General features: G+C 60.1%; 22 protein-coding genes and 1 pseudogene. 10 read left to right on the top strand and 13 right to left on the bottom strand.

The features are described 5' to 3' along the window. Positions 1–74: 74 nt before the first annotated feature. The gene (gene gcvA / locus AXG89_RS41215) at positions 75–983 is read right to left on the bottom strand and encodes a transcriptional regulator GcvA (RefSeq protein ID WP_075357415.1); all 909 of its coding nucleotides are present in this window, start codon (positions 981–983) and stop codon (positions 75–77) included. Positions 984–1,086: 103 nt separating this feature from the next. On the opposite strand from gcvA, the gene AXG89_RS41220 reads away from it, so the two are divergent. The 3 genes and pseudogenes from AXG89_RS41220 to AXG89_RS41230 all read left to right on the top strand — a co-directional run bounded on the left by AXG89_RS41220 (position 1,087) and on the right by AXG89_RS41230 (position 4,048). Further along, positions 1,087–1,929 (top strand): DMT family transporter, encoded by an 843-nt coding sequence (locus AXG89_RS41220; protein ID WP_075357414.1) that lies wholly within the window; start codon positions 1,087–1,089, stop codon positions 1,927–1,929. Positions 1,930–2,037: 108 nt separating this feature from the next. Continuing rightward, positions 2,038–2,930: pseudogene (locus AXG89_RS41225) on the top strand (LysR family transcriptional regulator). A gap of 113 nt (positions 2,931–3,043) precedes the next feature. Beyond that, positions 3,044–4,048: an aldo/keto reductase gene (locus AXG89_RS41230; RefSeq protein WP_075357413.1), complete on the top strand. Its 1,005-nt coding sequence runs from the start codon at positions 3,044–3,046 to the stop codon at positions 4,046–4,048. Positions 4,049–4,130: 82 nt separating this feature from the next. Here AXG89_RS41230 and ilvD read toward each other — a convergent pair whose 3' ends face one another. The 4 genes from ilvD to AXG89_RS41250 all read right to left on the bottom strand — a co-directional run bounded on the left by ilvD (position 4,131) and on the right by AXG89_RS41250 (position 8,662). Further along, complete coding sequence (ilvD, locus tag AXG89_RS41235; RefSeq protein ID WP_075357412.1) at positions 4,131–5,993, bottom strand: dihydroxy-acid dehydratase; 1,863 nt, start codon at positions 5,991–5,993, stop codon at positions 4,131–4,133. A gap of 148 nt (positions 5,994–6,141) precedes the next feature. Continuing rightward, positions 6,142–6,522, bottom strand: a complete 381-nt coding sequence (locus AXG89_RS41240; RefSeq protein WP_075357664.1) for a VOC family protein — start codon at positions 6,520–6,522, stop codon at positions 6,142–6,144. A 167-nt stretch (positions 6,523–6,689) separates the two neighbouring features. Then, positions 6,690–7,322 carry a TetR/AcrR family transcriptional regulator gene (locus AXG89_RS41245; RefSeq protein WP_075357411.1) on the bottom strand — a complete coding sequence of 211 codons (633 nt, stop codon included), beginning with the start codon at positions 7,320–7,322 and terminating at the stop codon, positions 6,690–6,692. 86 nt (positions 7,323–7,408) lie between these two features. Beyond that, the gene (locus AXG89_RS41250; RefSeq protein ID WP_075357410.1) at positions 7,409–8,662 is read right to left on the bottom strand and encodes a multidrug effflux MFS transporter; all 1,254 of its coding nucleotides are present in this window, start codon (positions 8,660–8,662) and stop codon (positions 7,409–7,411) included. A gap of 148 nt (positions 8,663–8,810) precedes the next feature. Here AXG89_RS41250 and AXG89_RS41255 point away from each other — a divergent pair, with 148 nt between their 5' ends. From AXG89_RS41255 to AXG89_RS41265, 3 genes are read left to right on the top strand one after another with little or no spacing between them, the layout of a single operon-like run. Beyond that, the gene (locus AXG89_RS41255) at positions 8,811–9,155 is read left to right on the top strand and encodes an ArsR/SmtB family transcription factor (RefSeq protein WP_075357409.1); all 345 of its coding nucleotides are present in this window, start codon (positions 8,811–8,813) and stop codon (positions 9,153–9,155) included. Continuing rightward, the gene (locus tag AXG89_RS41260; RefSeq protein WP_075357408.1) at positions 9,152–9,679 is read left to right on the top strand and encodes an SRPBCC family protein; all 528 of its coding nucleotides are present in this window, start codon (positions 9,152–9,154) and stop codon (positions 9,677–9,679) included. The genes AXG89_RS41255 and AXG89_RS41260 overlap by 4 nt, the downstream gene beginning before the upstream one ends. Positions 9,680–9,704: 25 nt before the next feature. Then, the gene (locus AXG89_RS41265; RefSeq protein ID WP_075357407.1) at positions 9,705–10,118 is read left to right on the top strand and encodes a DUF1801 domain-containing protein; all 414 of its coding nucleotides are present in this window, start codon (positions 9,705–9,707) and stop codon (positions 10,116–10,118) included. A gap of 32 nt (positions 10,119–10,150) precedes the next feature. Here the strand turns inward: AXG89_RS41265 and AXG89_RS41270 are convergent, their stop codons facing one another. After that, positions 10,151–10,999, bottom strand: coding sequence for a LysR family transcriptional regulator (locus AXG89_RS41270; RefSeq protein WP_075357406.1), 849 nt, complete (start codon positions 10,997–10,999; stop codon positions 10,151–10,153). Positions 11,000–11,194: 195 nt separating this feature from the next. Here AXG89_RS41270 and AXG89_RS41275 point away from each other — a divergent pair, with 195 nt between their 5' ends. Beyond that, a complete protein-coding gene (locus AXG89_RS41275; protein WP_075357663.1) occupies positions 11,195–12,082 on the top strand; it encodes an NmrA family NAD(P)-binding protein in 888 nt (295 codons plus the stop codon). A 29-nt stretch (positions 12,083–12,111) separates the two neighbouring features. Next, on the top strand, positions 12,112–12,399 hold the full coding sequence (locus tag AXG89_RS41280; protein WP_075357405.1) for a hypothetical protein: 288 nt from the start codon (positions 12,112–12,114) through the stop codon (positions 12,397–12,399). A gap of 44 nt (positions 12,400–12,443) precedes the next feature. On the opposite strand, the gene AXG89_RS44240 is transcribed toward AXG89_RS41280, so the two are convergent. The 3 genes from AXG89_RS44240 to AXG89_RS41290 all read right to left on the bottom strand — a co-directional run bounded on the left by AXG89_RS44240 (position 12,444) and on the right by AXG89_RS41290 (position 15,361). Next, positions 12,444–12,575 carry a hypothetical protein gene (locus AXG89_RS44240; RefSeq protein ID WP_256701002.1) on the bottom strand — a complete coding sequence of 44 codons (132 nt, stop codon included), beginning with the start codon at positions 12,573–12,575 and terminating at the stop codon, positions 12,444–12,446. Positions 12,576–12,656: 81 nt separating this feature from the next. After that, positions 12,657–13,865 (bottom strand): hypothetical protein, encoded by a 1,209-nt coding sequence (locus AXG89_RS41285; RefSeq protein ID WP_075357404.1) that lies wholly within the window; start codon positions 13,863–13,865, stop codon positions 12,657–12,659. A 431-nt stretch (positions 13,866–14,296) separates the two neighbouring features. Beyond that, on the bottom strand, positions 14,297–15,361 hold the full coding sequence (locus tag AXG89_RS41290) for a sugar-transfer associated ATP-grasp domain-containing protein (RefSeq protein WP_178391826.1): 1,065 nt from the start codon (positions 15,359–15,361) through the stop codon (positions 14,297–14,299). Between the two features lie 586 nt (positions 15,362–15,947). Here AXG89_RS41290 and AXG89_RS41295 point away from each other — a divergent pair. Both AXG89_RS41295 and AXG89_RS41300 read left to right on the top strand, forming a co-directional pair. Then, positions 15,948–16,958 carry a glycosyltransferase family 2 protein gene (locus tag AXG89_RS41295; RefSeq protein WP_075357403.1) on the top strand — a complete coding sequence of 337 codons (1,011 nt, stop codon included), beginning with the start codon at positions 15,948–15,950 and terminating at the stop codon, positions 16,956–16,958. A 53-nt stretch (positions 16,959–17,011) separates the two neighbouring features. After that, entirely contained in the window at positions 17,012–18,319 is a 1,308-nt protein-coding gene (locus AXG89_RS41300) for a lipopolysaccharide biosynthesis protein (protein WP_075357402.1), read from the top strand. A 5-nt stretch (positions 18,320–18,324) separates the two neighbouring features. On the opposite strand, the gene AXG89_RS41305 is transcribed toward AXG89_RS41300, so the two are convergent. From AXG89_RS41305 to alsC, 4 genes are all read right to left on the bottom strand, one after another. Then, entirely contained in the window at positions 18,325–18,993 is a 669-nt protein-coding gene (locus tag AXG89_RS41305) for an HAD-IA family hydrolase (RefSeq protein ID WP_075357401.1), read from the bottom strand. 32 nt (positions 18,994–19,025) lie between these two features. Beyond that, complete coding sequence (locus tag AXG89_RS41310) at positions 19,026–19,997, bottom strand: hypothetical protein (protein ID WP_119024853.1); 972 nt, start codon at positions 19,995–19,997, stop codon at positions 19,026–19,028. A gap of 3 nt (positions 19,998–20,000) precedes the next feature. Beyond that, entirely contained in the window at positions 20,001–21,044 is a 1,044-nt protein-coding gene (locus AXG89_RS41315; RefSeq protein WP_236873652.1) for a hydroxyacid dehydrogenase, read from the bottom strand. An 85-nt stretch (positions 21,045–21,129) separates the two neighbouring features. Continuing rightward, complete coding sequence (alsC, locus tag AXG89_RS41320; RefSeq protein ID WP_075357660.1) at positions 21,130–22,119, bottom strand: D-allose ABC transporter permease; 990 nt, start codon at positions 22,117–22,119, stop codon at positions 21,130–21,132. Between the last annotated feature and the right edge of the window lie 5 nt (positions 22,120–22,124).

A 22,124-nucleotide genomic window follows, 5' to 3' on the forward strand; every position in this document is an offset into this window, starting at 1 on the left:
TGCAGCTATTGGGATGTTTGTCTCGAAATATTGGACCGAGAATAACAAACCCATGCAGATGTTGCCGGGACCGCTCAAGGTGCCGGCTGTGAATCCGGACGCGCCCCTTCGCGCTCGAGCCATGAGCGAAACAGCATGACGAGACCGTCGGCGAATTTGTCATCGGGCACATAAGTGCAATAACTCCGCGATGGCAGACGCGGCCCCGCAAACGGCGTCACGAGCCGGCCCGAAGCAAGATCGTCGGATACAAGCGCCGTCGGCCCCATCGCAACCCCCATCCCGTCGATGGCAGCCTGCAACGTCAGGTAAAAGTGATCGAAGGTCACGATCGCCGCCGGCCGCAGCGCGGGAGTCTGCGCCTTTGCGAGCCAGTCCGGCCAGAGCCGCGGGAGGCTTGCCGTATGCAGCAGCGTATGCCGCGCCAGATCGTCCGGCGCCCGAAGCGGCAGACGCTGCAACAGCGCCGGACTGCAAACGGGGAGCCGCTCCTCGGACAGGAAAGCTTGCATGGAATAGCCATAGAACGTATCGGGACCGCCGCGGATCACGATGTCATGGACATCCTTGAGACTCTCCACCGACTCGTTCGATGTCACCACGCTCACGTCCACGTCGTGATGCCCGGCGTGAAACCGGGCCAGCCTCGGCACCAGCCAGCGCAACGTGAACGTGGCAGGCGCGTTCACTGTCAGTGTGCGTGAAACCGTGCCTGGGATGCCGTATCGCGTGGTGGCCTGCGATAGCTGCTCAAACAACGGGCCAATCTCCGCCAGATAGATGCTGGCTGCCGGCGTGAGCACCACGCGCCGGTTGTGCCGTTCGAACAGCGGCGCGCCAAGCCACTCTTCCAGCAGACGCACGTGCTGGCTCACGGCGCCGTGCGTCACGTGCAATTGCGCGGCGGCATCTTTAAAGCTGCCAAGCCGGCCTGCGGCCTCGAAGGCTCGCAAAGCATTGAGCGGAGGAAGGGTTCGTTTCATTCAAAAGAGTTTATCTAACGCGATGATCCAATTTATCTGGTTTGTTCGCCGGCAACAAGATAGATATCCTGCTTACTGAACCCTTTCTGGCGTCCAGTCCGCAATGCTCAGCTATACCGGTGGTCTTGTCCTCGTTGCTGCCGTGCTTCATGCGAGCTGGAACGCGATGCTTCACGGCAACCACGACCGCTTCCTGTCCATGACATGGATGAGCATCTCGATCGCGGTCGTCTCAAGCGTCGTCATCCTGTTCGTGCCCTGGCCGGTCCGGGCGGCTTGGCCCTACCTCGTGACGTCGGGGTTCCTGCATGTTGCCTACAACATGAGCCTCGTGCGCGCGTACCGGCGCAGCGACCTGGGCGAGGCGTATCCGATTGCGCGCGGCTCGTCGCCGTTGCTCGTGACGCTCGGCGCGGCGCTGTTCGCGCATGAGGCGATCGGGCCGCTGCACGTGTTCGGGGTCGTATTGATCTCAAGCGGGATCATCGCGCTTGCGCTGGAAGGCGGGAAAGTTTCGCGGGCGGGCGTGCTGGACGCGCTGATGACCGGCGCAACAATCGCGCTTTATACGGTGGTCGATGGTATCGGCGTGCGCTCGTCCAGCGGCGAGCCACTCACCTACACCGTGTGGATGTTCCTGTTCTACTGGCTGATGCCCGTGCTGTTCATCGCGATGCGCGGGATCACGGCACTCTGGGCACCAGTACGCGATGCGACAGCGGCGGTCGTGTCATCGATCGGGGGCGGCCTTGTGTCGATCGCGGCGTACGGCATCGTGATCTGGGCGATGCAGTCGGGCGCCATGGGCGCGGTATCGGCGTTGCGCGAGACCAGCGTGGTGTTCGCGGTGCTGATAGGGCGTGTGTTTCTGCGCGAAACGGTCAGTGCGAAGCGCTGGATGGCGTGCCTGGTCGTCGCGGCCGGGGCGGTTTGTTTGGGGCTTTGACGTATCTTTTCACCCGCCGCGTTTCCTATCGAACCTTCAAGTGATGCGGCCGCCGTCGATCATGACTAGCCGGTAGAATCAGCAGGCACCCATGAGCCGGATTCATCAATGCCTCGTGAAAATTTCAATGACCTGCTCGCCTTCATCACTGTCGCGCGCGCGCAGAGCTTCACTAAAGCGGCGGCTCAAATGAGCGTGTCGCAATCAGCGCTCAGCCATACGATCAGAGCGCTGGAAACGCGGCTCGGCGTCCGGCTGCTCACTCGGACGACCGCAGCGTTTCGCCGACCGAAGCGGGAGAACGGCTGCTCAATACCGTCGCGCCGCGATTCGACGAGATCGAGACCGAACTGAAAGCGGTCACGGAACTCAGAGACAAGCCGGCAGGAACCATCCGCATCACGGCGACCGATCACTCGACCCGCACGGTGCTCTGGCCGAAGCTGTCGAAGGTTCTGAAGAAGTATCCGGATATCAAGGTCGAGATCATCACCGACTACGGTCTGTCCGATATCGTCGCGGATCGTTACGACATTGGTATCCGCAACGGCAATCAGGTCGCCAAGGACATGATCGCCGTGCGCATTGCGCCGGACATGCGCATGGGGATCGTCGGTTCTCCCGCGTACCTGAAAAACCGCAAGCCGCCTGCAAAACCCCAGGACCTGACTGCGCATGACTGCATCAACCTGCGGTTGCCCACGCATGGTTCGTTCTACGCATGGGAGCTTAAAAAAGGGGCGCGCGAGGTCCAGGTGCGTGTTGAAGGTCAACTCGCGTTCAACGGAACCTATCAGATGCTCGACGCCGCGTTAGCCGGTTACGGCCTGGCGTACCTTCCAGCCGATATCGTGCAACCCCACATCGCAGCCGGCCGTCTTCAATGGGTGCTGGAGGACTGGAGTCCTACGTTCCCCGGCTTGCATGCTTATTACGCAAGCCGCCGCCAGTCCTCGCGTGCGATGTCGTTGATCATCGACGCCCTGCGTCACAGCAAATGAATGTCACCCGTTCATTCATGAACCACGTTCATGAGGGCATGCCGTTTATGGGCCTTTATCGATTAAATGTCTCTCTTTATCATCTGCAATGAACCACTCATTCGGAGAGACCCATGGACTATCGTTATCTGGGGCGAAGTGCCCTTAAAGTTTCACCGCTCTGCCTCGGAGCAATGATGTTCGGTGGCGAGACTGACGAACCGGCGTCCAAGCGCATCATCAGCAAAGCATTCGACCAGGGAATCAACTTCATCGATACCGCCGACGTCTATCATGCCGGACGCTCCGAAGAGGTGGTCGGTCGCGCGATAGCCGGCAAGCGCGACAATTGGGTCGTGGCGACGAAGTTCGGCTACCCGACACAGCAAGGTCCCAACGAACAAGGCCAGTCGCGCAAGTGGATCATCCAGTCCGTCGAGGCGAGCCTCAAGCGTCTCGACACGGACTACATCGATATCCTTTACTTTCATCGCGCCCTGCTCGACGCGCCGCTGGAAGAAGGCGTGCGCGCCATCGGCGACCTGATCCGCCAGGGGAAAGTGCGGTATTTCGGTTTATCGAATTTCAAGGGCTGGCGGATCGCCGAGATCGTTCGTCTCGCGGATCAGCTCGGCATCGACCGGCCGGTCGCGAGCGAGCCGCTGTACAACATGGTGGATCGCACGGCCGAGGTCGAACAATTTCCGGCCTCGGCGCATTACGGGGTGGGTGTCGTGCCATACAGCCCGCTCGCTCGCGGTGTGCTGACCGGCAAGTACAAGGCGGATTCCGCGCCGCCGGACGATTCCCGTGCCGGTCGCGGCGACAAGCGTATTCACCAGACCGAGTTCCGGCCGGAGTCGCTGGAAATTGCGCAGAAACTCGCTGCTCATGCGGCCGAGCGCGGCACGAATTCGATCGCCTTCGCGCTCGCCTGGGTGCTGAACAACAAGATCGTCAGTTCCACGATCGCGGGGCCGCGCACCGAAGCGCACTGGGACAGCTACATGGACGCGCTCACCCTGAAGCTCGATGCCCGGGATGAGGCGTTCGTGGACAGTCTTGTGCCGCCTGGACACACATCGACGCCGGGATACACCGATCCCGGCTATCCGGTCGAAGGACGGCGGGTGGATTAAACCGCCCTCGAATGTTTGCGCCGGGCTTCGGGCTCCGATTGCCGGGCTCCAATGTCTTCACGCAACGGAGCCCTGACGGCGCTTACTTGCGCTTGAGTTGCGACAGATCGCGCACGGCACCACGATCGGCCGATGTTGCAAGCGCCGCGTACGCCTGCAACGCGAGCGACACCACGCGCTCGCGATTCACCGGCATCCAAGCCTTGTCGCCGCGTGCTTCCATGACTTCGCGACGGCGCGCCAGTTCCGCATCCGGTACCGCCAGATGCATCTTGCGATTCGGGATATCGATCTCGATCACATCGCCCTCTTCCACCAGCCCGATCGTGCCGCCTTCGGCCGCTTCCGGCGATGCATGCCCGATCACGAGCCCCGACGAACCGCCGGAGAACCGGCCATCGGTGAAGAGCGCGCAGCTCTTGCCCAGGCCCTTCGACTTCAGGTACGACGTGGGGTAGAGCATTTCCTGCATGCCCGGACCGCCCTTCGGACCTTCGTAACGGATCACGACTACGTCACCCGCCACGACCTGGTCGCCCAGGATGGCTTCGACGGCGTCATCCTGGCTCTCGAACACGCGTGCGCGACCCGAGAACAGCCATTGCGATTCATCGACGCCCGCCGTCTTGACGATACACCCCTTCTCCGCCAGATTGCCGTACAGCACGGCGAGGCCGCCGTCCTTCGAATACGCGTCCTGCTTGCTGCGGATACAGCCGGTCTTGCGATCGGTATCGAGTGAGGCGAAGGTCGCTTCCTGGCTGAACGCTACGGTCGTCGGAATGCCGCCAGGCGCCGCGCGGAAAAACTTCTGCGCTTCTTCGCCCGCGCCGCCCGCGATGTCCCACTTCGCAATCGCGTCGCCAAGCGTCCCGCTATGCACGTTGCCGCACGAGAGGTCGAGCAGCCCGGCGCGTGCGAGCTCGCCGAGAATGCCGGGAATCCCGCCCGCGCGATGCACGTCCTCGATGTGGTACTTGTCGGTCGCGGGCGCCGCCTTGCAAAGACACGGCACGTTGCGCGAGATGCGGTCGATATCGGACATCGTGAAATCGACGCCGGCTTCCTGCGCGGCTGCCAGCAGATGCAGCACGGTGTTGGTCGAACCGCCCATGGCGACGTCGAGCGTCATGGCATTCTTGAACGCCTGCTTGGTCGCGATACTGCGCGGCAAAACCGATGCGTCCTCTTCCTGGTAATAACGGCGGCACAGGTCCACCACGAGACGCCCGGCCTGTTCGAACAGCCCCTTGCGCCATGCATGCGTGGCGACGATCGTGCCGTTGCCCGGCAACGCCAGACCGATTGCTTCGGTCAGGCAGTTCATCGAATTCGCGGTGAACATGCCCGAGCACGAACCGCACGTCGGGCACGCGTTGCGCTCGATCTCCGCCACTTCGGCGTCGCTCACCTTCGAGTCGGCGGCCTTGATCATTGCGTCGATCAAGTCGATCTTCGCGATCACCTGACCGTCGGTCGGCGATTTGACCTTGCCGGCTTCCATCGGACCGCCGGAGACGAACACGACCGGGATGTTCAGGCGCATGGCGGCCATCAGCATGCCCGGCGTGATCTTGTCGCAATTGGAGATGCAGACCATGGCGTCGGCGCAGTGCGCATTGACCATGTACTCCACCGAGTCGGCGATCAGTTCGCGCGACGGCAGCGAATACAGCATGCCGCCGTGACCCATGGCAATGCCGTCGTCCACCGCGATGGTGTTGAATTCCTTCGCGACGCCGCCGGCCGCTTCGATTTCCTTCGCGACCAGCGCGCCGAGATCGCGCAGATGCACATGGCCCGGCACAAACTGCGTGAACGAGTTCACGACCGCAATGATGGGCTTGCCGAAGTCGCCGTCCTTCATGCCGGTGGCGCGCCACAAGGCGCGGGCGCCGGCCATGTTGCGGCCATGAGTCGATGTGCGTGATCGATAGTGGGGCATCTGTACCTCTGTATTGTGGTTATCCGAATCTGTGTTACGCCCGGGCCGGTTCATCGGCCGCAGGGAAACCCGGATTTTGCGAGACCACCGGTAAGACGTCCAATATCTTTTTTCGGCGAAATTAGGTCGTGAAAAGTATCAATCCTGCCTAGAGGCCGAACGTCCCGCGATACTGCTCGTCGGCATCCGAGCGCGTGTTGATTTCGACCAACACACCGCCCGGCACTTCGCAGAAAAACCGCGAGCCGCGTTCGTACTTGAACACGCCGGTTTTCATCCCGACGCCCGCTGCGATCATCCGGTCGTGAAGCGCGCGAACTTCGTCGAGCGTCGCCAGTTCGAAGCCGATGTGAAAGTTGTGGGGCCACTCGACCGGATGGTCGCCGTCTTCGATCACGATGTCGAAGCCCGGGCGTTTCAGGATCCAGCTCGCCCCGCGACCGGCGACAGTGCAGCCCAGATGCGCTTCGAAGAAGGTTGCCGTGGCGCTGACATCGGACGAAGGGAAGCTCATGTGATTGAGCTTCATTGCCGTGCTGACAGAGGTGGTGGTATTTGCGTTGGTGGTAATGGTGCTCATGTCGATCTCCGTTGATGCGGAGCGCTCCTTGCGTTCCGTACGGAAATGTTACGAGTAAAAGCTCGCGTTTTATACTCGCGTCGCCGCCTGGGCCTTAGGAGCCGCCGAGGCCCGTACTACGGGCGTTTCGGGCCGCGCGGCGCTGGCTTGCGTGCAGGCTGCTCGCGTTTATCGGCGGGGTGCGGGTCTTCTTCGGCGGGCGTGGCGGCCGACATCATCGTCAGATAGCCCTGCACGGCCGCACACACGCGGCGAGTGAGGCCGGCCGTATCCGTCTCGCCGCGCTCGCCGGCGGCATCGACGAGACCACGGATCATCGCGAACACATCGCGTGCGGCGACATCCGTGTCTGCTTGCTGAGGCGAATCTTCCCGCGCGAGGATGTCCAGAAGCAAGGTGCGCATCGAACCGGTGCTCGGCAGCGCCGCGCGCAATTGCGGCCGGCTTTCTTCCACGTCGAGAAGCCGCGCGAGCGTCGGCCGCGCAAACTGCTGCCACACGGCGACGCGAATCAGATGATCGAGCGCGGCCGATCCGCTCGCGTGATCGAGGGACGCGAGCGCCTCCTTGTAAAACCGCGCGTTCTCGCGTTCCATCAACGCAATGGTTAGCGCATCCTTGCTCGGAAAGTACTGATAAAGCGAACCGATACTGACACCCGCGCGCTCGGCGACCGCGTTCGTATTGAACCCTTCGAGCCCCTTCGTTTCGAGCACTTGCGCGGCGGCTTCGAGCAGGGTCTCGACCATGCGCGCCGAGCGAGGCTGGCTGGGTGCCCTACGCGGTTTGAGCGGCGACGGATTCGGCTGTCGAGGCATTGGAACGTATCGAGCGGTTATGAACGAACTGCCGACGCCGCGACAGGCGGAAGTTGCGCCAGGTGCCGCAACAGTTTCGTCACCATCGCGACAACACCGAACGCGAGGATCACGAAAAACACCGCGAGCGGTGCAAGGATCTGCACGGAAAGGAAGCCGACAAGCCCCATCGTCGCCGATGAAACCAGCAGCAGCGCACAGCCAAGAATCGCGCTCGTCAGCCCCGCGATATGCGGAAACAGCGAGTTGCCCTTTGCCATCAAGGTCGGATACATCGCGCCTGCGCAGAATCCCATCACGAGCACGGGCGTCGCGAGCGTCCACACGCGCAGGCCGACGGTCAGCGCGAGCAGGAGCATCGCAATCGATGTCCCGGCCATCACCCGCGCGCCCAGCAGCAGCCGTTGTTCCGCGCTCGGCAGACGCGCGCCGTGAATGCGATTCGACAAGCCGCCGAGGAAATACATCATCCCGATACCCAGCGCCAGATAGCCGAAATACGTCGGCGGCTTGTGCAGCGTGTTCTGCACCATGAACGGCCCGACGATGTTGAATACAAGCAGGATGCTGTAACACAAGCCTTGCGCGAGGAAGCAACTCTGGAACACCGGGCTTGCCAGCACCTTGCCCGCGTTGGTGATCAGGGTGCGCGGCTCCAGATGCACCGGACGCCGCAACGTTTCACGATACCGCCACCACAATGCCCACATCACGAGCGAGTAGATGAGCAGGAACACGAGGCACGACTTCCAGCCGAACCACGTCTGCAAGTGGGCGCCAATCACTGGAGCCACGATCGGCGCGAGTCCCCACGCAATCGACATGTAGGTGAACGCGTGCAACAGCGCCTGGCCCGAAAACGAATCGGTGATGATCGCCTTCGCAAGAAGATTGGTCGTGGCGATGCCGAAACCCTGCAGGCATCGAGCGAGAAGAAAGGTCTCGAGATTCGGCGCGGCGAGCGACAGCAGGCAGCCTATCGTGAAGATCACCAGCCCGAACGCCAGGACGGGCTTGCGGCCGTAAGCGTCGGCTATGGGACCGAAGACGAGCTGGCCGAGCGCGTAGGCCACCATGTAGCCGGACACGCTCGACTGGATCGCCTGGGGCGACGTTGCGAAAAACGTCGCCATTGCGGGCAGCGCGGGCACGTAGATATCGATTGCAAGCTGTCCGGCCGATGCAAACAGGCAGATCACAAACAGCAAGAAACGCGGCGAATTCGGTACAAGCGCGGCGGGAACAGAGGGATCAGAGGTCGTTTGGGTCATGAAGGCCTGGAAGGGGCTGCGGCAGCATCGCCGCGTATTGTGCCTGTCGTCTCATAAATCGACACGATGCCCACTGCGAGTGCATGGTCTGACCAGGCCGTGCCATCCTTGCTTGACACGTATATTCCCCATCAGGTATATAAACACCATGGAATCGACCTTTGCCGTTATCGCCGAGCCAAGCCGCCGCGCAATCCTGAGTCTGCTGGCAACGTCCGAGCAGACCGTGGGGGATATCGAGGAGAAGCTGAAGCTCTCGCAACCCTCGGTCTCGAAGCACCTTCGAGTGCTTCGGGAAGCCGGATTCGTCGAGGCACGCGTGGACGCACAGCGGCGCGTGTACCGGATCAGGCCGGAACCGCTCGCGGAGATCGACGCGTGGCTCGAACCCTTCCGGCGCTTCTGGTCGGGCCACCTCGATGCGCTCGAATCCCATCTCGACCGCATCGACCAAACTGAAACTGCACTGGGCAAAAAGGAGAGAAAACGATGAGCAAACGCGACGAATACAGGCCGGGACCCGCTGCGGGCGCCGAAATCCAGAAGGATGGGGAGAAGTGGACGCTCGTTCTGGTGCGCGAACTGCGCCATGCGCCCGAGAAAGTCTGGACCGCGTTGACCGACCCGGTCAGCCTGCGTGAATGGGCGCCCTTCGATGCCGACCGGAGCCTCGCGTCTGTCGGCCCGGTCAAGCTCTCGACGGTCGGAATGCCCACGCCGATCATCTCGGAGACTGAAGTGACGCGCGCCGAGGCGCCCCGGTTGCTTGAATACCGCTGGGGCGACAACGACCTTCGGTGGCAACTCGAGCCGCTCGGCGACGGAACCCGTCTTACGCTCTGGCACAACATCGACCGCAATTTCATATCGATGGGCGCGGCCGGTTGGCATATCTGCCTCGATGTGCTGGCGCAGTTCGTGGCTGGCGATCCGGTCGGGCGCATTGTCGGCGGTGAAGCGATGAAGTTCGATTGGCCGCGTCTCAAGACCGAGTACGAAAGGCAATTCGGCATTTGAAGCATGAACGTTTCAGGAGGAGAAGATGAAGAAAACGAGTGCGGTAGATGATGTACTGGCGCCTGAACTCATCGATAAAAAAATCGCCGAGCTTGGCGGCTGGCGCGGCAAAACTTTGAGCAGGATGCGCAAGCTGATCAGGGACGCGGACCCGGAGGTCGTCGAGCAATGGAAGTGGATGGGCACGCCCGTCTGGTCGCACGACGGAATCATTTGCACTGGCGAGTCGTATAAGTCAGTGGTGAAGCTGACCTTTGCGAAAGGGGCTTCGCTGAAGGACCCCGCGAAACTTTTCAACTCGAGCCTGGATGGAAACACAAGGCGCGCAATCGATATCCACGAGGGTGAGGAAATCGATTCGGTTGCATTCAAGGCGCTTGTCGGCGAGGCGATTGCCCTCAATGTGTCGGGCGTGAAGGCAAAGAAAAAACCCGGTTAAGCCTTCCTGAGCTCTTCCGTAACAAAGTCGACTTACGCCCGCGCCACTTTTCGCGCGGAGCGCCCCAGTGGGAAATAAGCGTGGACGGGCAGCCCCGTCGTCTTCCAGTCGGCGAGGACAAGCACGAGCGACCCGCGCTCCAGTTCGTCCTGGCAACCCCATGACGGCGCCGATGTGATCCCGAGGCCGCCCGTCGCGCACGCGATGGCGCCGGCTATCGAGTTGGTCGAGATGTTCGGATGAAGCTCGACGTCCACCGTCTTGCCGTCGAGTTCGAATTGCCAGGAGGCCGCCCGCGTGGCGGCCGGCCCGCCGACGATCCTGTGCAGAGTCAGGTCTTCCGGCACAAGCGGCATCCCCGCACGTTCAAGATAAGAAGGCGCGGCAACGACAACGCGCGGAATCGTCGTGATGAATTTCGATGTCCCCGATGCATCCGGAAGATTGCCCACGCGCAACGCTACATCGACACCTTCGCGAACCACGTCCTGCCATTTATCGTCGAGCAGTAATTCGATGCTCAGGTTCGGATGACGCTCGGTGAACGGCGCAAGACGTGGCATCACCATACGCAAGCCCATGGTCGTAGTCATGCCGACCCGCAGCAAGCCCCGCAGTTCGCCGCTTTCACGCACGCTGTTTTCTGCGTCTTCGAGCGCCGCGAGGATGGGCTCGACGCGAGCCAGGAATTCCGCACCGGCCTCCGTCAGGACGACCGCGCGCGTACTTCGCGATAACAGCCTGGCGCCCAGCCCCGCCTCGAGGTCCGCAACCATTCGCGACACCTGTGACTGAGCCAGCCCGAACTCGCGCGCCGCAGCAGAAAAGCTGCCGAGATGCGCAACGCGCGAATAAAGCTTGAGGCTCAGGATGTCTTTCACGTTTTAAGCCCCTTACGTCTGATGTGACCCAGGCCGTCACTCATGCTGACCGAGCATAGATATTAGCGAAATCCAATGGCTACCGCCCTTTTGCGAGAGGCCGCATTCTTCACTCACCGGCAGCGACGCGCAAATCAACCAAGGCGCACCGCGAACCGACGAGCAAACCCTCTCTTACGCAAAAGGATGATGATCATGAACCGCAAAGTACTGATTACCGGCGCTACAGGTGACACGGGCCGCGCTGCTGTAAAGGAATCCATCGAAGCCGGTTTGACGGTGCGCGCGCTGGTGCGTCGTATCGATGAACGGTCCGCCGCACTCGAAGCGCTTGGCGCACAAGTCGTAGTCGGCGACCTGCAGAATATCGACGAGGTTCGCGCTGCAATGGAAGGCGTCGACGCAGCCTATCTCGTGTATCCGGTCGCGCCGGGATTGATTACGGCGACCGCTTATTTCGCACAGGCCGCGCGTGAAGCCGGCGTCGCCACCATCATCAACCTCTCGCAACGCTCGGCAAGCCGCACATCGAACAGTCCGTCATCGAAAGATCACTATGTTGCCGAGCAACTGCTCAGCGCGTCGGGTCTCGACGTGATCCATCTGCGCCCCACCTACTTTCTCGAATGGCTTCTCTACCCGTGGCAACTGCCGCTGTTCCGTGAGAAAGGCATCTTGCGCATGCCGGTCGGCAAAGGGCGGCACGCCGCAATCGGTACGGAAGATCAGGGCCGGGTGATCGCTGCATTGCTGAAAAATCCCGACGGGCACATCGGCCAGACGTACCCGCTCTTCGGACCGGTCGAAATGGATCACGAACAAATGGCGGCGGAACTCAGCGAAGCACTTGGCCGCAGGATCGTCTTCGAAGATGTCTCGATTGACGAATACCGCCGTTCGATGGAATCGGCCGGTGTACCGGAATACGTCGTCAAGCACCTGTCTGCCGCAATGGACGACTACCAGCACGGCGTGATGTCCGGCATGAACGACAACGTTGAAAAGCTGACCGGCCGCAAGCCGATGAGCGTCAGGGAATTTGCGCGCGCCAATGCGGATCGTTTGAATCCGAAAGTGTCCTGACCTTACCCGCTTTTCATACTGGAAATATCATGAAAGTCATGGCCGTTGGAACGCTGGTTCCCCTTTCCCCGGAACAGCTTGCGCACTACATGCCGACCGAAGTCCCCGCCACCTTGCAGTTGTACCTCGACGGCAAGATGGAACAATTCTGGATGCGGGATAACGGTGTTGGCGTGATCTTTCTGATGAGCGTCGATTCCGTCGAAGAAGCTGATAGCCTCTTGAAGGCACTGCCGCTTGGTGTCGATGATCTGCTGACCTTCGAGCTTTATCCGATCGTCCCGCTCGCACCGCTAGGTACTTTGATCGGGCGTTAGCACCATGACACGAGGTCTGGAGGCGGACCTCGCGTATTTCGTTTTCAAGCGTCTCGATCTTCCTGGTCGTCCGCTGCGGCGTCCAGGTTCGCGTGCACGCTAAGCAGCAGCACCTCCAACTGTTCGTTTTCCTCCTGACTGAAACCGGTCAGCGCCCGGCGGCTCGCTAAATCCATGATGGATTTGCCATGCGGTAGCTGCCCGATAGCGGTGTGGGTGAGAGATATCAGGCAGGAGCGAGCGTACGCAAGCCCCTATCAAGTGTCCGGATTAGCGAGGATGAAGTTGCGCATGGCGCTGTACTCAGGGTCGACGATCTTGCCGTCGATCAAGATGCCCCACGACGTATTGCCGCTGTCCAGGACGTAGTACATCACCGACTCGATGTTGTCCGTCTTGCGCGCCGCGTAGAAGCGGGTCAGCCGCTCGGTAATGTACGACGCGCGAAATGCCTGGCTGTCCTCGGGATTGGCGTTCCACTCCGTGATCATGAACGGCACGCCGTAGCGCTTCTTGCAGTACGCAGGAAGATCGAAATTCGGGCCGCCACCGTTCACGCCGATGTTGAAGATATCCCCGTAGACCTCGTAGTTGTGCCACGTCGTGATGTCCCAGCGCAGTTGCGGATGACCTGTGGTGCCATCGGGTTGGGTGCCGTCCCAGAGTGCATCGGACGCGCCGATATCCGCCACGCAAAAGTTGATGCCGCACTTCGCGCCCGGCTGCACCGACCTGACGCCATCCATCATGCCGCGCATCACGCCGCGCATTGCCGGCCAGTTCGTGTTATTGAAATCCGTGACCCTGTTGCCCGCCGACGATGAATCAATAACAGTCTGTGAGCGCCGTGTCAGTTCATTGCCGCATTCGTACATGGTGACGCCATATGGCATGAGCGCGGCGGCAATGGTCGATCCGGATTGAAAACCCTGGTTGTACGCGGCGGCCTCGCTGGTCCAGACCACGCCGGATGCATCAGTCAGGCTTTCATCGATACAGACAAACAGGCTGATGCCAGTACCGACAAACGCCTTCGCCATATTCACCAGCGCATTCAGCGACTTCGCGTCGAAGCATGTCAGTCGATACGACGTGCATCCCAGGGCTTGCAGGATCGCGACAGTTTGCGACGGCGTGTACAGGTAGTCGTAGTGCCCGTTCATGCCATAGAACATGCCCGATGCAGCCTTGACCGCCGAGTCATCGGGAACTTCGACCGGCTCCGACGCTGCGGCGTCGGGTACAGCGACTTCCGATGCAGCGCCGCTGGCGGCTGCGGGCGCGGCGGCAGCCGCCGGAGGCTGTGTAACGGTGACCGCGCTGCTCCCGGTGGGCGCTGCGGCAACACTTACGCCCTTAGAAGCCGCTGAGGAGTCCGAGCCGCCACCGCCGCCTCCGCATCCGGCGAGCGCATAGCTGCCGCCGAAGGCGCAAACACGACTCAAAAATGAACGGCGACTGAGCATGACGAGTTTCTCCAACGTCGGAGTGGTCGACGAAAAGTTTTTGTATGACGAATTACGAGCCAGACACAGCTTGGCTTCGATGGGGTGCCGACGAGCTCGCCTGCTGATAAATTGCATGGCGGTCAGCCGGGATGACGGCGATAATCCGCGCGCATCTTCAACCGCATTAACGGCAATGACGTCCGAATGTTTAGCGTCTGCTTAAATTTTTTTTAACGGACGCGCGAATGAATAACTGCGGGCGGCGTTTTGAAGAGGATTGGGAGAGGAGGATGCGGGCGAGTAATCTGCCTGCACTCCTCGCAGGCGAGCCCGGAAAACGGGCCGATTGCCCACAATGGTAGCAATCCTAACTAATTAAACAATGATCTTCGCCGCGCGGAGCGCGAAGATCAACAGATAAGATGAAGCCTGAAAGCGTGTGCTTTGATTCAGCTCTTCCGGGAGGGTTTCAACCGCTCCCATCGCAAGTCGGAGAAACAGGGACCTTGCGTGGCCTCGCTGAACTTGACGTCGTTATGTTCGGCGTTCCATTCCATGACCTGAACATTGCCGTTCATATCGACGGTCAAATCCCATCCGACGCATCGGGCAAAGGGAATTTTCTTGTGAAGTTCAAGCACGGTGCTGACGCATTTCGAAAAGGCCGGTACGCTCAGGCCATCGAACTTGATTCTGGAATCCGGATGCTCATCGAGCGCCATCCAGTTCGCCAGGTAACCTTGCGCGTACAGTTTGCCGTTAGCCAGATCCACGGGCACGCAAATCTCGCTGTCCGGTTGAATGTGAGTATCTGCAACCCGGCCAAGGCGTAAAAAGCATGCACGAATGGAAATCAGCCCGGCATCATCTACGACTGATGTAATCCTTAAAGTCGCCACAGCATTCGATGCGAAATCATTAAACAATTGATGTTGAACAATGAATCGCTGAATTACGCCATTTCCCAACGACTTTATGCTGCCGACACTGAAGGTTTCCCGGTCGAAAAAGAAAACGCCCTTTCCTTGGAACGAACTGTCGACTTTAAATACGATTTTTTCCGTGTTTCGGAAAACAAATGTTTCGACCTCCGCTTCAGGAACTGCAACATGATCAGAGGTAAAGAACAGCCCATTAACAAAGTAAGCGATATCCGGAAAAGTATCGCTGCTAAAAATAATGCCGGATAAGGGCTTGAGGCTGGATATCTTTCCGTACGATCCTTTCATTCGGGGTACGACGACGCTCCCATAATAATTATCGGGAATCCAGCCTTCCTTGAACGTTCCAGTGAACGCGGCATAGACGCGGAGCCAAGGTGCATAACGGGCATTGCCGAGTACCTCCTGCGCGTAAGCATCAGCCAGCCTCAAGTTGACCGGGTCGGTCTTGCCGTTTTTCTTCTCAAGCGTCTTGAATATGATTCGGGCCTGCGACTCATGATCCTTGTCGAACTTGTGGCGTGCCGCTTTTTTAATGGATTTTCTGACTAATGTCTCAACATCAACGCGCATCGTGCATTTCCAGAGTTTTGTATGGATTTATTTAGGACGCCAATACTACCCCGGGCGCCCCCTTCTTCCCAAGCATACCCGGAATCCTCCGTCGGCAGGCGCACGGTAAGTCACGAATTACCCGTATTGGTCAAGATACATAATGAAAATGTAAGGCAATATAATGTAGTTGTTAAGAATTACTGAGCATATGCGGATACCACCATTTCGTTACAAGCTTATTGCAGAAAAAGATAAGAAGCCGAACGCGAAAATCCACCGCTAATTCCTCAGCTTAATCGGCCAATAGCTCCGGACTTTGCGCCGGGCAAAGGCGTCTGACGTTCTCGGCGGTTTATGCTTCACTGCAGCATAGTCGTTCGCTCCAAGCACGAATTTCGGGTCCCAGGTCGGCTTGTTGCAAGGCTGGGCGCATCGCGCAAAATCGCGTCTCAAGTCCTGATCCTGACTTCCAACCACAGTCCTTCAATCACCTGCACTTTCGAGATCTGACGAAATTGCGACGTCGCATGGGCCGATTTTGTTGAATTGGCCTGACAGACTCTCTCGATTGCCGCATGGAATCTCTAGCCAGCACCGAGGCCCTATGGAACCCGTCACGATCGTCATCTGCAACTACAACTACGAGCGCTTTCTCACGCAGGCAATCGAGTCGGCGCTTGCCCAGGACTATCCGGCCACGCGGGTCGTGGTCGTCGACGACGGTTCGACCGATGGCTCGCGGGCGCTTATCGATGGATATGGATCGCGTATCTCAGCGGTCTTCAAGGAGAACGGAGGCCAGGTCTCGGCCTACAATCGCGCCGTGGATATCATTGAAACGGACCACGCGATCCTGCTGGATTCAGATGACCTTCTCTATCCCAGTGCCGTGTCTGACGTGATGCGCGTCTTCCAGAGCGGCGACTATGCGAAGGTCCAGTTCCGCCTGGACGTGATCGACTCCGCTGGCGGTCTGATGGGAGTACACGTACCGCATTCGGAGCCGCCGGCGGATTGCGGCACGTTGCTAAAGCGCGGCTGGCTGTACCCGTCGCCGCCGGCATCGGGCAATGCGTATCGCGTCAGTGCCTTGAAGCAGATTTTTCCGGTGCCCGAGTCAGCCATCAACCGCTACGGCGCTGATTTCTACGCCATATACGGTGTCGTGTTGCTGGGTTCCGTCGCAACGATTCCCAAGTCGCTCGGTGGATATCGGGTGCATCATACGAGTGCGCCCAGCGTGTCGTTTGCAAACGCAGAGAGCATGGTCAAGGGATCGAGCGCGCTCAGCATGCGATGGGCGACCTTGCAGAACATTGCACACTCGCGCCTGAAAGTCGATTTACCGGTATCGTTTCACGACTTCTCTCACGAGAAGGCGCATTTTTGCTCCCGCGTGTATCAGGCGCCGCTTGCAACTCGCTGGGGCTGGATGATGAGAGAGTCGCGCAGTTATTTGCATTCGATTATTGCAAACCCTTTCTGGAGCCTTAAAAAGAAAGTCGGGACGCTCGTGTTGTCGAGCATGTGCCTCGTACCTTATTCACCCTTGTCGGATTTCGCGGTCCGTTATATTGCCAACCCGCTAGGTCGCCGTCGCGCAGCAGCACGCTAAGCTTCGCAACAAGGCGATAAATTACGCCGCCTGGCGGGCTTAAACAAAGAAGTATGGATAAAAAAGAAAACGCCAAGATCCTAGTGTTCGTGTACGGCGGTTATGTGATGAGGTATCTCTATCTCATCATCGTCATTCCGTTTTATGGGCGGGTGCTTGGCGTGACGGAATATGGGCGCGTGCTTGCGGCCATGTCACTCATGAACGTGATCTGGATGCTTGCAAGCTACGGGTTCACTTTTGTCGGCATGCGCGATGTCGCGAAGTCTCCGGAGCGCAGCCACCATAACGATGTGTTCTCCCTGCATTCGAGCGCACGGATATTGACCGGCGCGGTCGGTCTGGCCGTAGGTGTCATCGCCACGCTGTGCTCGCCTACGCTCTCCGAGCGGCCTCTCATGGGGCTTTTGGCTACCATGCTCGGGCTTGTGTCCGCATTGAACCTGGGCTGGCTGTTTCAGGGACGCCAGCGTTTTCGCACGCCGATCATCATTGAGGTCATCGGCTTTGCGATCAGCCTCGTTCTCATTTTATCGATAGTCAGAGGACCGCAAGACTCGGTATGGGTCGTCGCGAGCCTGCTGATTGCGGGCGTGATTTCATCAGTGATTTCGTACGGTCTGACGTTTGCACATGTGGGCTTGCCGAAATTCCGGGTGAGCGGCGTGATGGACCTGATGCGCGGGTCCACCATGTTGTTCGCTTATTCAACGGGGTCGGCGGTGCTGACGGCGTCGTCGACTTATTTGCTTACGTTGCTGTCTTCGCCGGATCAGGTGGGATATTTCGGCGCCGCCGAACGTTTTGCGACCATTGGGTTGAGCTTGATGGGTCCGGCCGCCCAGGTATTTATCCCGACCATCTCGCGGCAACTCGCACAAGGCGACACCGATGGCGCCCGCGCCAGCAGCCGGCGCGGCGCGACGTTGTTGATGGGGTACGGCGTGCTTGCGCTGCTGGCCGCATTGAGCCTGTCGCCGTTCCTCATGCCGTTGATTCTCGGCAAGGCCTTCACTCCAAGCGCACACGTCTTGCAGTGTCTCGCCGTGATGTTTCCGTTCGCCGCGTTCAACGAGTTCGTCGCGTTCTATGTGTTCGTGCCGCGCCAGAAAGACCGCTTGCTTGCCATAGCCGGGATCACGTCGGGTCTTGCCAACCTGGCTGCGGCGCTGTTTCTCGCGCCTTTATATGGCGCCATGGGCATGGCCGTTGCGCGCGTGATCGGCGAAGCCACCCTCACCGTCATGCTGGTCGGCCTGATGATTCGATCGGACATGATCGGACTGCTTCCGGGCGTTGGCCGCGCGGCGGCAATGGCGCGCGGCGTCTTCCAGCATGCCGGAAGCGGCAAGGATAAATGACCCGATCAGGCTATCCGGAACAGCAACTGGCCCTGGTCTTCGAACACTTTGACGCCAAGGAAATCGTGAAGATAACCTGAAGGCCCGAGGGCATCGATCTGCGCCACGTCAAGCGTAGAAGTCAACGCGATCACCTTCGACGCAGCCGCGAGTCCCGATGCAATCCCGGCTGCCGAATCTTCGAACACGAGCGCTTGCTCCGGCTCGGCTCCCAGCGCCTTCGCACCCGCGATAAACCCATCCGGCGCAGGTTTGCCGCGCGCAATGTCGTCGGACGTAAAAAGGAAGCGGGGAATGGGCAGTCCTGCTGCCTGCATGCGGCGTATCGCAAGCGGCCGTTCAGCGGACGTCACGACCGCCCAGCGATCGTCCGGAAGCGATGCCAGCATAGCAAGTGCGCCCGGTATCTCGACAATGCCGTCCACGTCGTCGAGTTCACGCTGCTTCAGCGCGGCGGTATCGGCTTCCACATCCGTTCCCGGCGGCGCCAGTGCGCGAACCGTATCGATCACGCGCCGCCCCTGGCATTCGCGCAGGACCATGGCGGCGTCGAGCCCGTGGTGCGCCGCCCAGTCCGTGTACGCACGAATCACGGGCGCATGTGAATTGATCAGGGTTCCATCCATGTCGAAGAGAAGACAGGAGGTGCGGAATTCGACTTGAGTGAGCAGCATGAGGAAGATGAATGATGTCCAACCGGCAAACGCTAACGATGTTCCTCAACGCCGCCCGTGACCGCTTCGACCACGCTCAAAGTGGTCGACTCACGCGGCTGCAAGACGACCAGCGGTCCGTGCGATTCGATCTCGAAATAGGGCAGTCGCGGTGCGTTGAAGACTTCTAGCGGCGAGCCATGAGCATACCTTGCATCGGGGAACACCGGGAAGCGCCTGCTCAACGTATGCCTGCCCTCCGGCAAATCGAACACTACGTGCGCTACACCCGGCGAATTATCGATGCCCAGTTTGAACTCGATTGGCTCGGTGCACCGTGTCGTGACGTGCTTGCTCGAACCCGTCACGAAACCGGATTCACGGATATCGCCCAATGGGCCTTTAGCGAGAAACGGCGTCACCGATTCCCACCAGTCCCGCTGTGCGTTTTCGATAACAACGTCAACCCGGCCAGGCCGCCGCAACATCAGCACGTCCCAGATTGCACATGGCCGCGCCACCTCGCTGCGGTTGCTGAGTTCATGCAACGTTGTCCATGAGCCATCGCGTGCTGACAACACAATGCGGCGCCGGACCTGCAAGCCGCTTTGCCGGCATACAGGGCTCAGCAACTCGACGCCCATCGACCGGCTGTCGAACCACGTGCTCACGACTTCGTAGGAACCGCTGTCCAGATCGCGCTGTGGCGCGCGTTCGGGCCAGTCCGACTCCGGCGCAACCCAGGTCTTGCCGCCACCCCATAGTGGAAAATCCCATTCGCCGCACAGCGTGCGCCATTGTTCCGCACTCCAGTCGGGCACGTGGCCGGCAAGCGCGTCGTTGACGTAGGCCAGCTCGACGCCCTCATGCCGGATGCTCATCAGCCTTCCGCCAATGGCGGGCACAACAGTCAACTCGACCGCGCCCTGGCGCATCGATAACGCGTTCCACCCGCGATAAGCGGTCCATTTCAACTCGCGGCGAGTATCGGAGATTCCTGCAAAGTGCGATATGCGGCTCAGCATCGCTCAGCTCTTCGCCACCGGTTTGCTGCGCATCAGGCCGACTGTCTCGGGCTGTGCGATCTTGCACATCACGGGGGGCAAACCGCGCGCGATCAGTTCGATATCCGCCAGTGCACGACGGCCGATTTCACGCAGCACGGCACTCAGCGCGCCGGCCTGATGCGGCGAGAGCAACACGGTATCGATGGAACGCGCCCGATGTCCCGGCGCGAGCGGCTCTTCGGGAAAGACATCGGTCGCCACACGAATATGCCCTGACGCGGCTGCGTCGAGCATCGCATCGAAATCGACCACGCCGGCACGGCTCACGAGCACGAACGCGGCGCCTTGTTTCATCGATGCAAATTCATCGCGCGTGAGGAATCCCTGGTTCTGCGACGTCACGCCCGCCACCACGAACACGACCTGCGACTCGCGCAAGACCGTCTCAAGTGACGCCGCCTCGCAACCGAGCGACTCGAGGTACGCCGGCGGCAGCCACGGATCGAACGCCTTCACCACGCCACGAAACGGCGCGATGAGCGGCAGGATTGCACGCCCGAGATCGCCCATGCCAATAAACCCCACGGGCGCGCCATAAAGCGAAAACGCGTCCCGGTTGGCATCGAGTCCATATTGTTCGGTGCCGTTGCGAAAGCGCCGGTCCGCATGGCTGATCCCGCGAGCCAGATCGATTGCCATGCCAAGCGCGGCTTCCGCCACCGGTTCCGCGAACACCGGGCTCACATTCAGCATGCGCACGCCTTGTCTGAAGCACTGCGCATAGTCCACATTCGGAAGAAAGTTGCCCTCCACATTCACGATCGCGCGAAGATGCACGGCACGCGTCAGACGTTCGGACGGCATGTCGAGCTGCCCGACGATGATGTGCGCATCGGCTGCGTGCTGGTTGAAGATTTCATCGGTCACGGGGCCATCTGCGTGGATGAACACTTCGCCAAGCGCATGAAGACGTTCCAGATCGGCGGGGCTGAAAATGTCTTCGACGTTACGCGGGGAGGGCGCGATGAAAAGACGGATTTTCTCTGCGGCTTGAATCGAGGACACGGGATGCTCCAGGAAGGGAATGGCTGAAGCGGGAACGCGGTCAACGTCGACACGCGTCCACCGCAGATCTGATTGATTGGGAAACCTAGCGGAACTTCCGGGTGAACAGCTTGTCGGCCGTGACTGCCGCAATGATCAGCGCGCCCATCACGATCTGCTGATAATAGGTCTCGACGTTCATGATGTTCAGGATGTTGTTGATCACGCCGATGATCAGTCCGCCAATGACCACGCCCGTCACCTGCCCTCGCCCGCCAAAGAAGCTCGTCCCGCCGATGATCGCTGACGCAATGGCGAAGGTCTCGAACCCGACGCCCGCGTTCGGCTCGGCCGCAGCGGTCCGCGCGGTCGTGACAATGCCCGCGATACCCGCGCATGTCCCCGCGATGATGAACACCACCATGGTATGCAGCTTCACGCTGATGCCTGAATAAAACGCGGCTTGCGCATTGCCGCCGAGCGCGTAGATGTTGCGCCCGAGTTTCGTAAACTTGGTCAGGAACAACAGGAAACCCGCCACGACGACCGCAATGATGATGGGTACAGGTACGCCGAAAACACGCCCGGCGACGACATCGGTGAATGAACGGTCGAAGCCGAATACCGAACGCGAATCCGACACGATGAGCGTCACACCGCGATAAATCGCCGCCGTTCCCAGCGTGATGATGAAGGGATGCAACTGCGTGAGATTGACCAGGGCGCCGTTGATGGCGCCGAGCAACGCGCCCATGCCCACGCCGCCGATCAGCACCGCGAGCCAGACGGGCAAACCCGCCATCATCAGCTTGGCCATGACCATGCCGGACAGCGCCAGCACCGAACCAATCGACAAATCGATCCCTGCAATCAGAATGGTGAAGAACACGCCGCACGCGAGCAACACCATGACCGAGCTTTGCAACAGGACCTGCACGAGGTTGTCGCGGGTGAGGAAATATTGTGGCGATGCAATGCTGCACAGGATCAGCAACACCACCAGGATGCCGAAAGTGCCATACGTTTGCCAGATCGTCGCGAAATCGCGGCGCGGTGCGGCCGGCAACGGCGCACCCGAAGTATTCGATGGGTTCATTTTGC

This window comes from Burkholderia sp. PAMC 26561 (assembly GCF_001557535.2).
Taxonomy (GTDB): domain Bacteria; phylum Pseudomonadota; class Gammaproteobacteria; order Burkholderiales; family Burkholderiaceae; genus Caballeronia.

What these genes read in the sequence shown, in the direction of transcription:
- AXG89_RS41290 (WP_178391826.1), bottom strand. Translation starts at nt 15,361, where the DNA reads ATGCGCGTTGATGTTGAGACATTAGTCAGAAAATCCATTAAAAAAGCG.
- AXG89_RS41280 (WP_075357405.1), top strand. Translation starts at nt 12,112, where the DNA reads ATGAAAGTCATGGCCGTTGGAACGCTGGTTCCCCTTTCCCCGGAACAG.
- AXG89_RS41255 (WP_075357409.1), top strand. Translation starts at nt 8,811, where the DNA reads ATGGAATCGACCTTTGCCGTTATCGCCGAGCCAAGCCGCCGCGCAATC.
- AXG89_RS44240 (WP_256701002.1), bottom strand. Translation starts at nt 12,575, where the DNA reads ATGGATTTAGCGAGCCGCCGGGCGCTGACCGGTTTCAGTCAGGAGGAA.
- AXG89_RS41300 (WP_075357402.1), top strand. Translation starts at nt 17,012, where the DNA reads ATGGATAAAAAAGAAAACGCCAAGATCCTAGTGTTCGTGTACGGCGGT.
- gcvA (WP_075357415.1), bottom strand. Translation starts at nt 983, where the DNA reads ATGAAACGAACCCTTCCTCCGCTCAATGCTTTGCGAGCCTTCGAGGCC.
- AXG89_RS41240 (WP_075357664.1), bottom strand. Translation starts at nt 6,522, where the DNA reads ATGAAGCTCAATCACATGAGCTTCCCTTCGTCCGATGTCAGCGCCACG.
- AXG89_RS41245 (WP_075357411.1), bottom strand. Translation starts at nt 7,322, where the DNA reads ATGGTCGAGACCCTGCTCGAAGCCGCCGCGCAAGTGCTCGAAACGAAG.
- AXG89_RS41265 (WP_075357407.1), top strand. Translation starts at nt 9,705, where the DNA reads ATGAAGAAAACGAGTGCGGTAGATGATGTACTGGCGCCTGAACTCATC.
- ilvD (WP_075357412.1), bottom strand. Translation starts at nt 5,993, where the DNA reads ATGCCCCACTATCGATCACGCACATCGACTCATGGCCGCAACATGGCC.
- AXG89_RS41275 (WP_075357663.1), top strand. Translation starts at nt 11,195, where the DNA reads ATGAACCGCAAAGTACTGATTACCGGCGCTACAGGTGACACGGGCCGC.
- AXG89_RS41230 (WP_075357413.1), top strand. Translation starts at nt 3,044, where the DNA reads ATGGACTATCGTTATCTGGGGCGAAGTGCCCTTAAAGTTTCACCGCTC.
- AXG89_RS41305 (WP_075357401.1), bottom strand. Translation starts at nt 18,993, where the DNA reads ATGCTGCTCACTCAAGTCGAATTCCGCACCTCCTGTCTTCTCTTCGAC.
- alsC (WP_075357660.1), bottom strand. Translation starts at nt 22,119, where the DNA reads ATGAACCCATCGAATACTTCGGGTGCGCCGTTGCCGGCCGCACCGCGC.
- AXG89_RS41295 (WP_075357403.1), top strand. Translation starts at nt 15,948, where the DNA reads ATGGAACCCGTCACGATCGTCATCTGCAACTACAACTACGAGCGCTTT.
- AXG89_RS41220 (WP_075357414.1), top strand. Translation starts at nt 1,087, where the DNA reads ATGCTCAGCTATACCGGTGGTCTTGTCCTCGTTGCTGCCGTGCTTCAT.
- AXG89_RS41250 (WP_075357410.1), bottom strand. Translation starts at nt 8,662, where the DNA reads ATGACCCAAACGACCTCTGATCCCTCTGTTCCCGCCGCGCTTGTACCG.
- AXG89_RS41260 (WP_075357408.1), top strand. Translation starts at nt 9,152, where the DNA reads ATGAGCAAACGCGACGAATACAGGCCGGGACCCGCTGCGGGCGCCGAA.
- AXG89_RS41285 (WP_075357404.1), bottom strand. Translation starts at nt 13,865, where the DNA reads ATGCTCAGTCGCCGTTCATTTTTGAGTCGTGTTTGCGCCTTCGGCGGC.
- AXG89_RS41310 (WP_119024853.1), bottom strand. Translation starts at nt 19,997, where the DNA reads ATGCTGAGCCGCATATCGCACTTTGCAGGAATCTCCGATACTCGCCGC.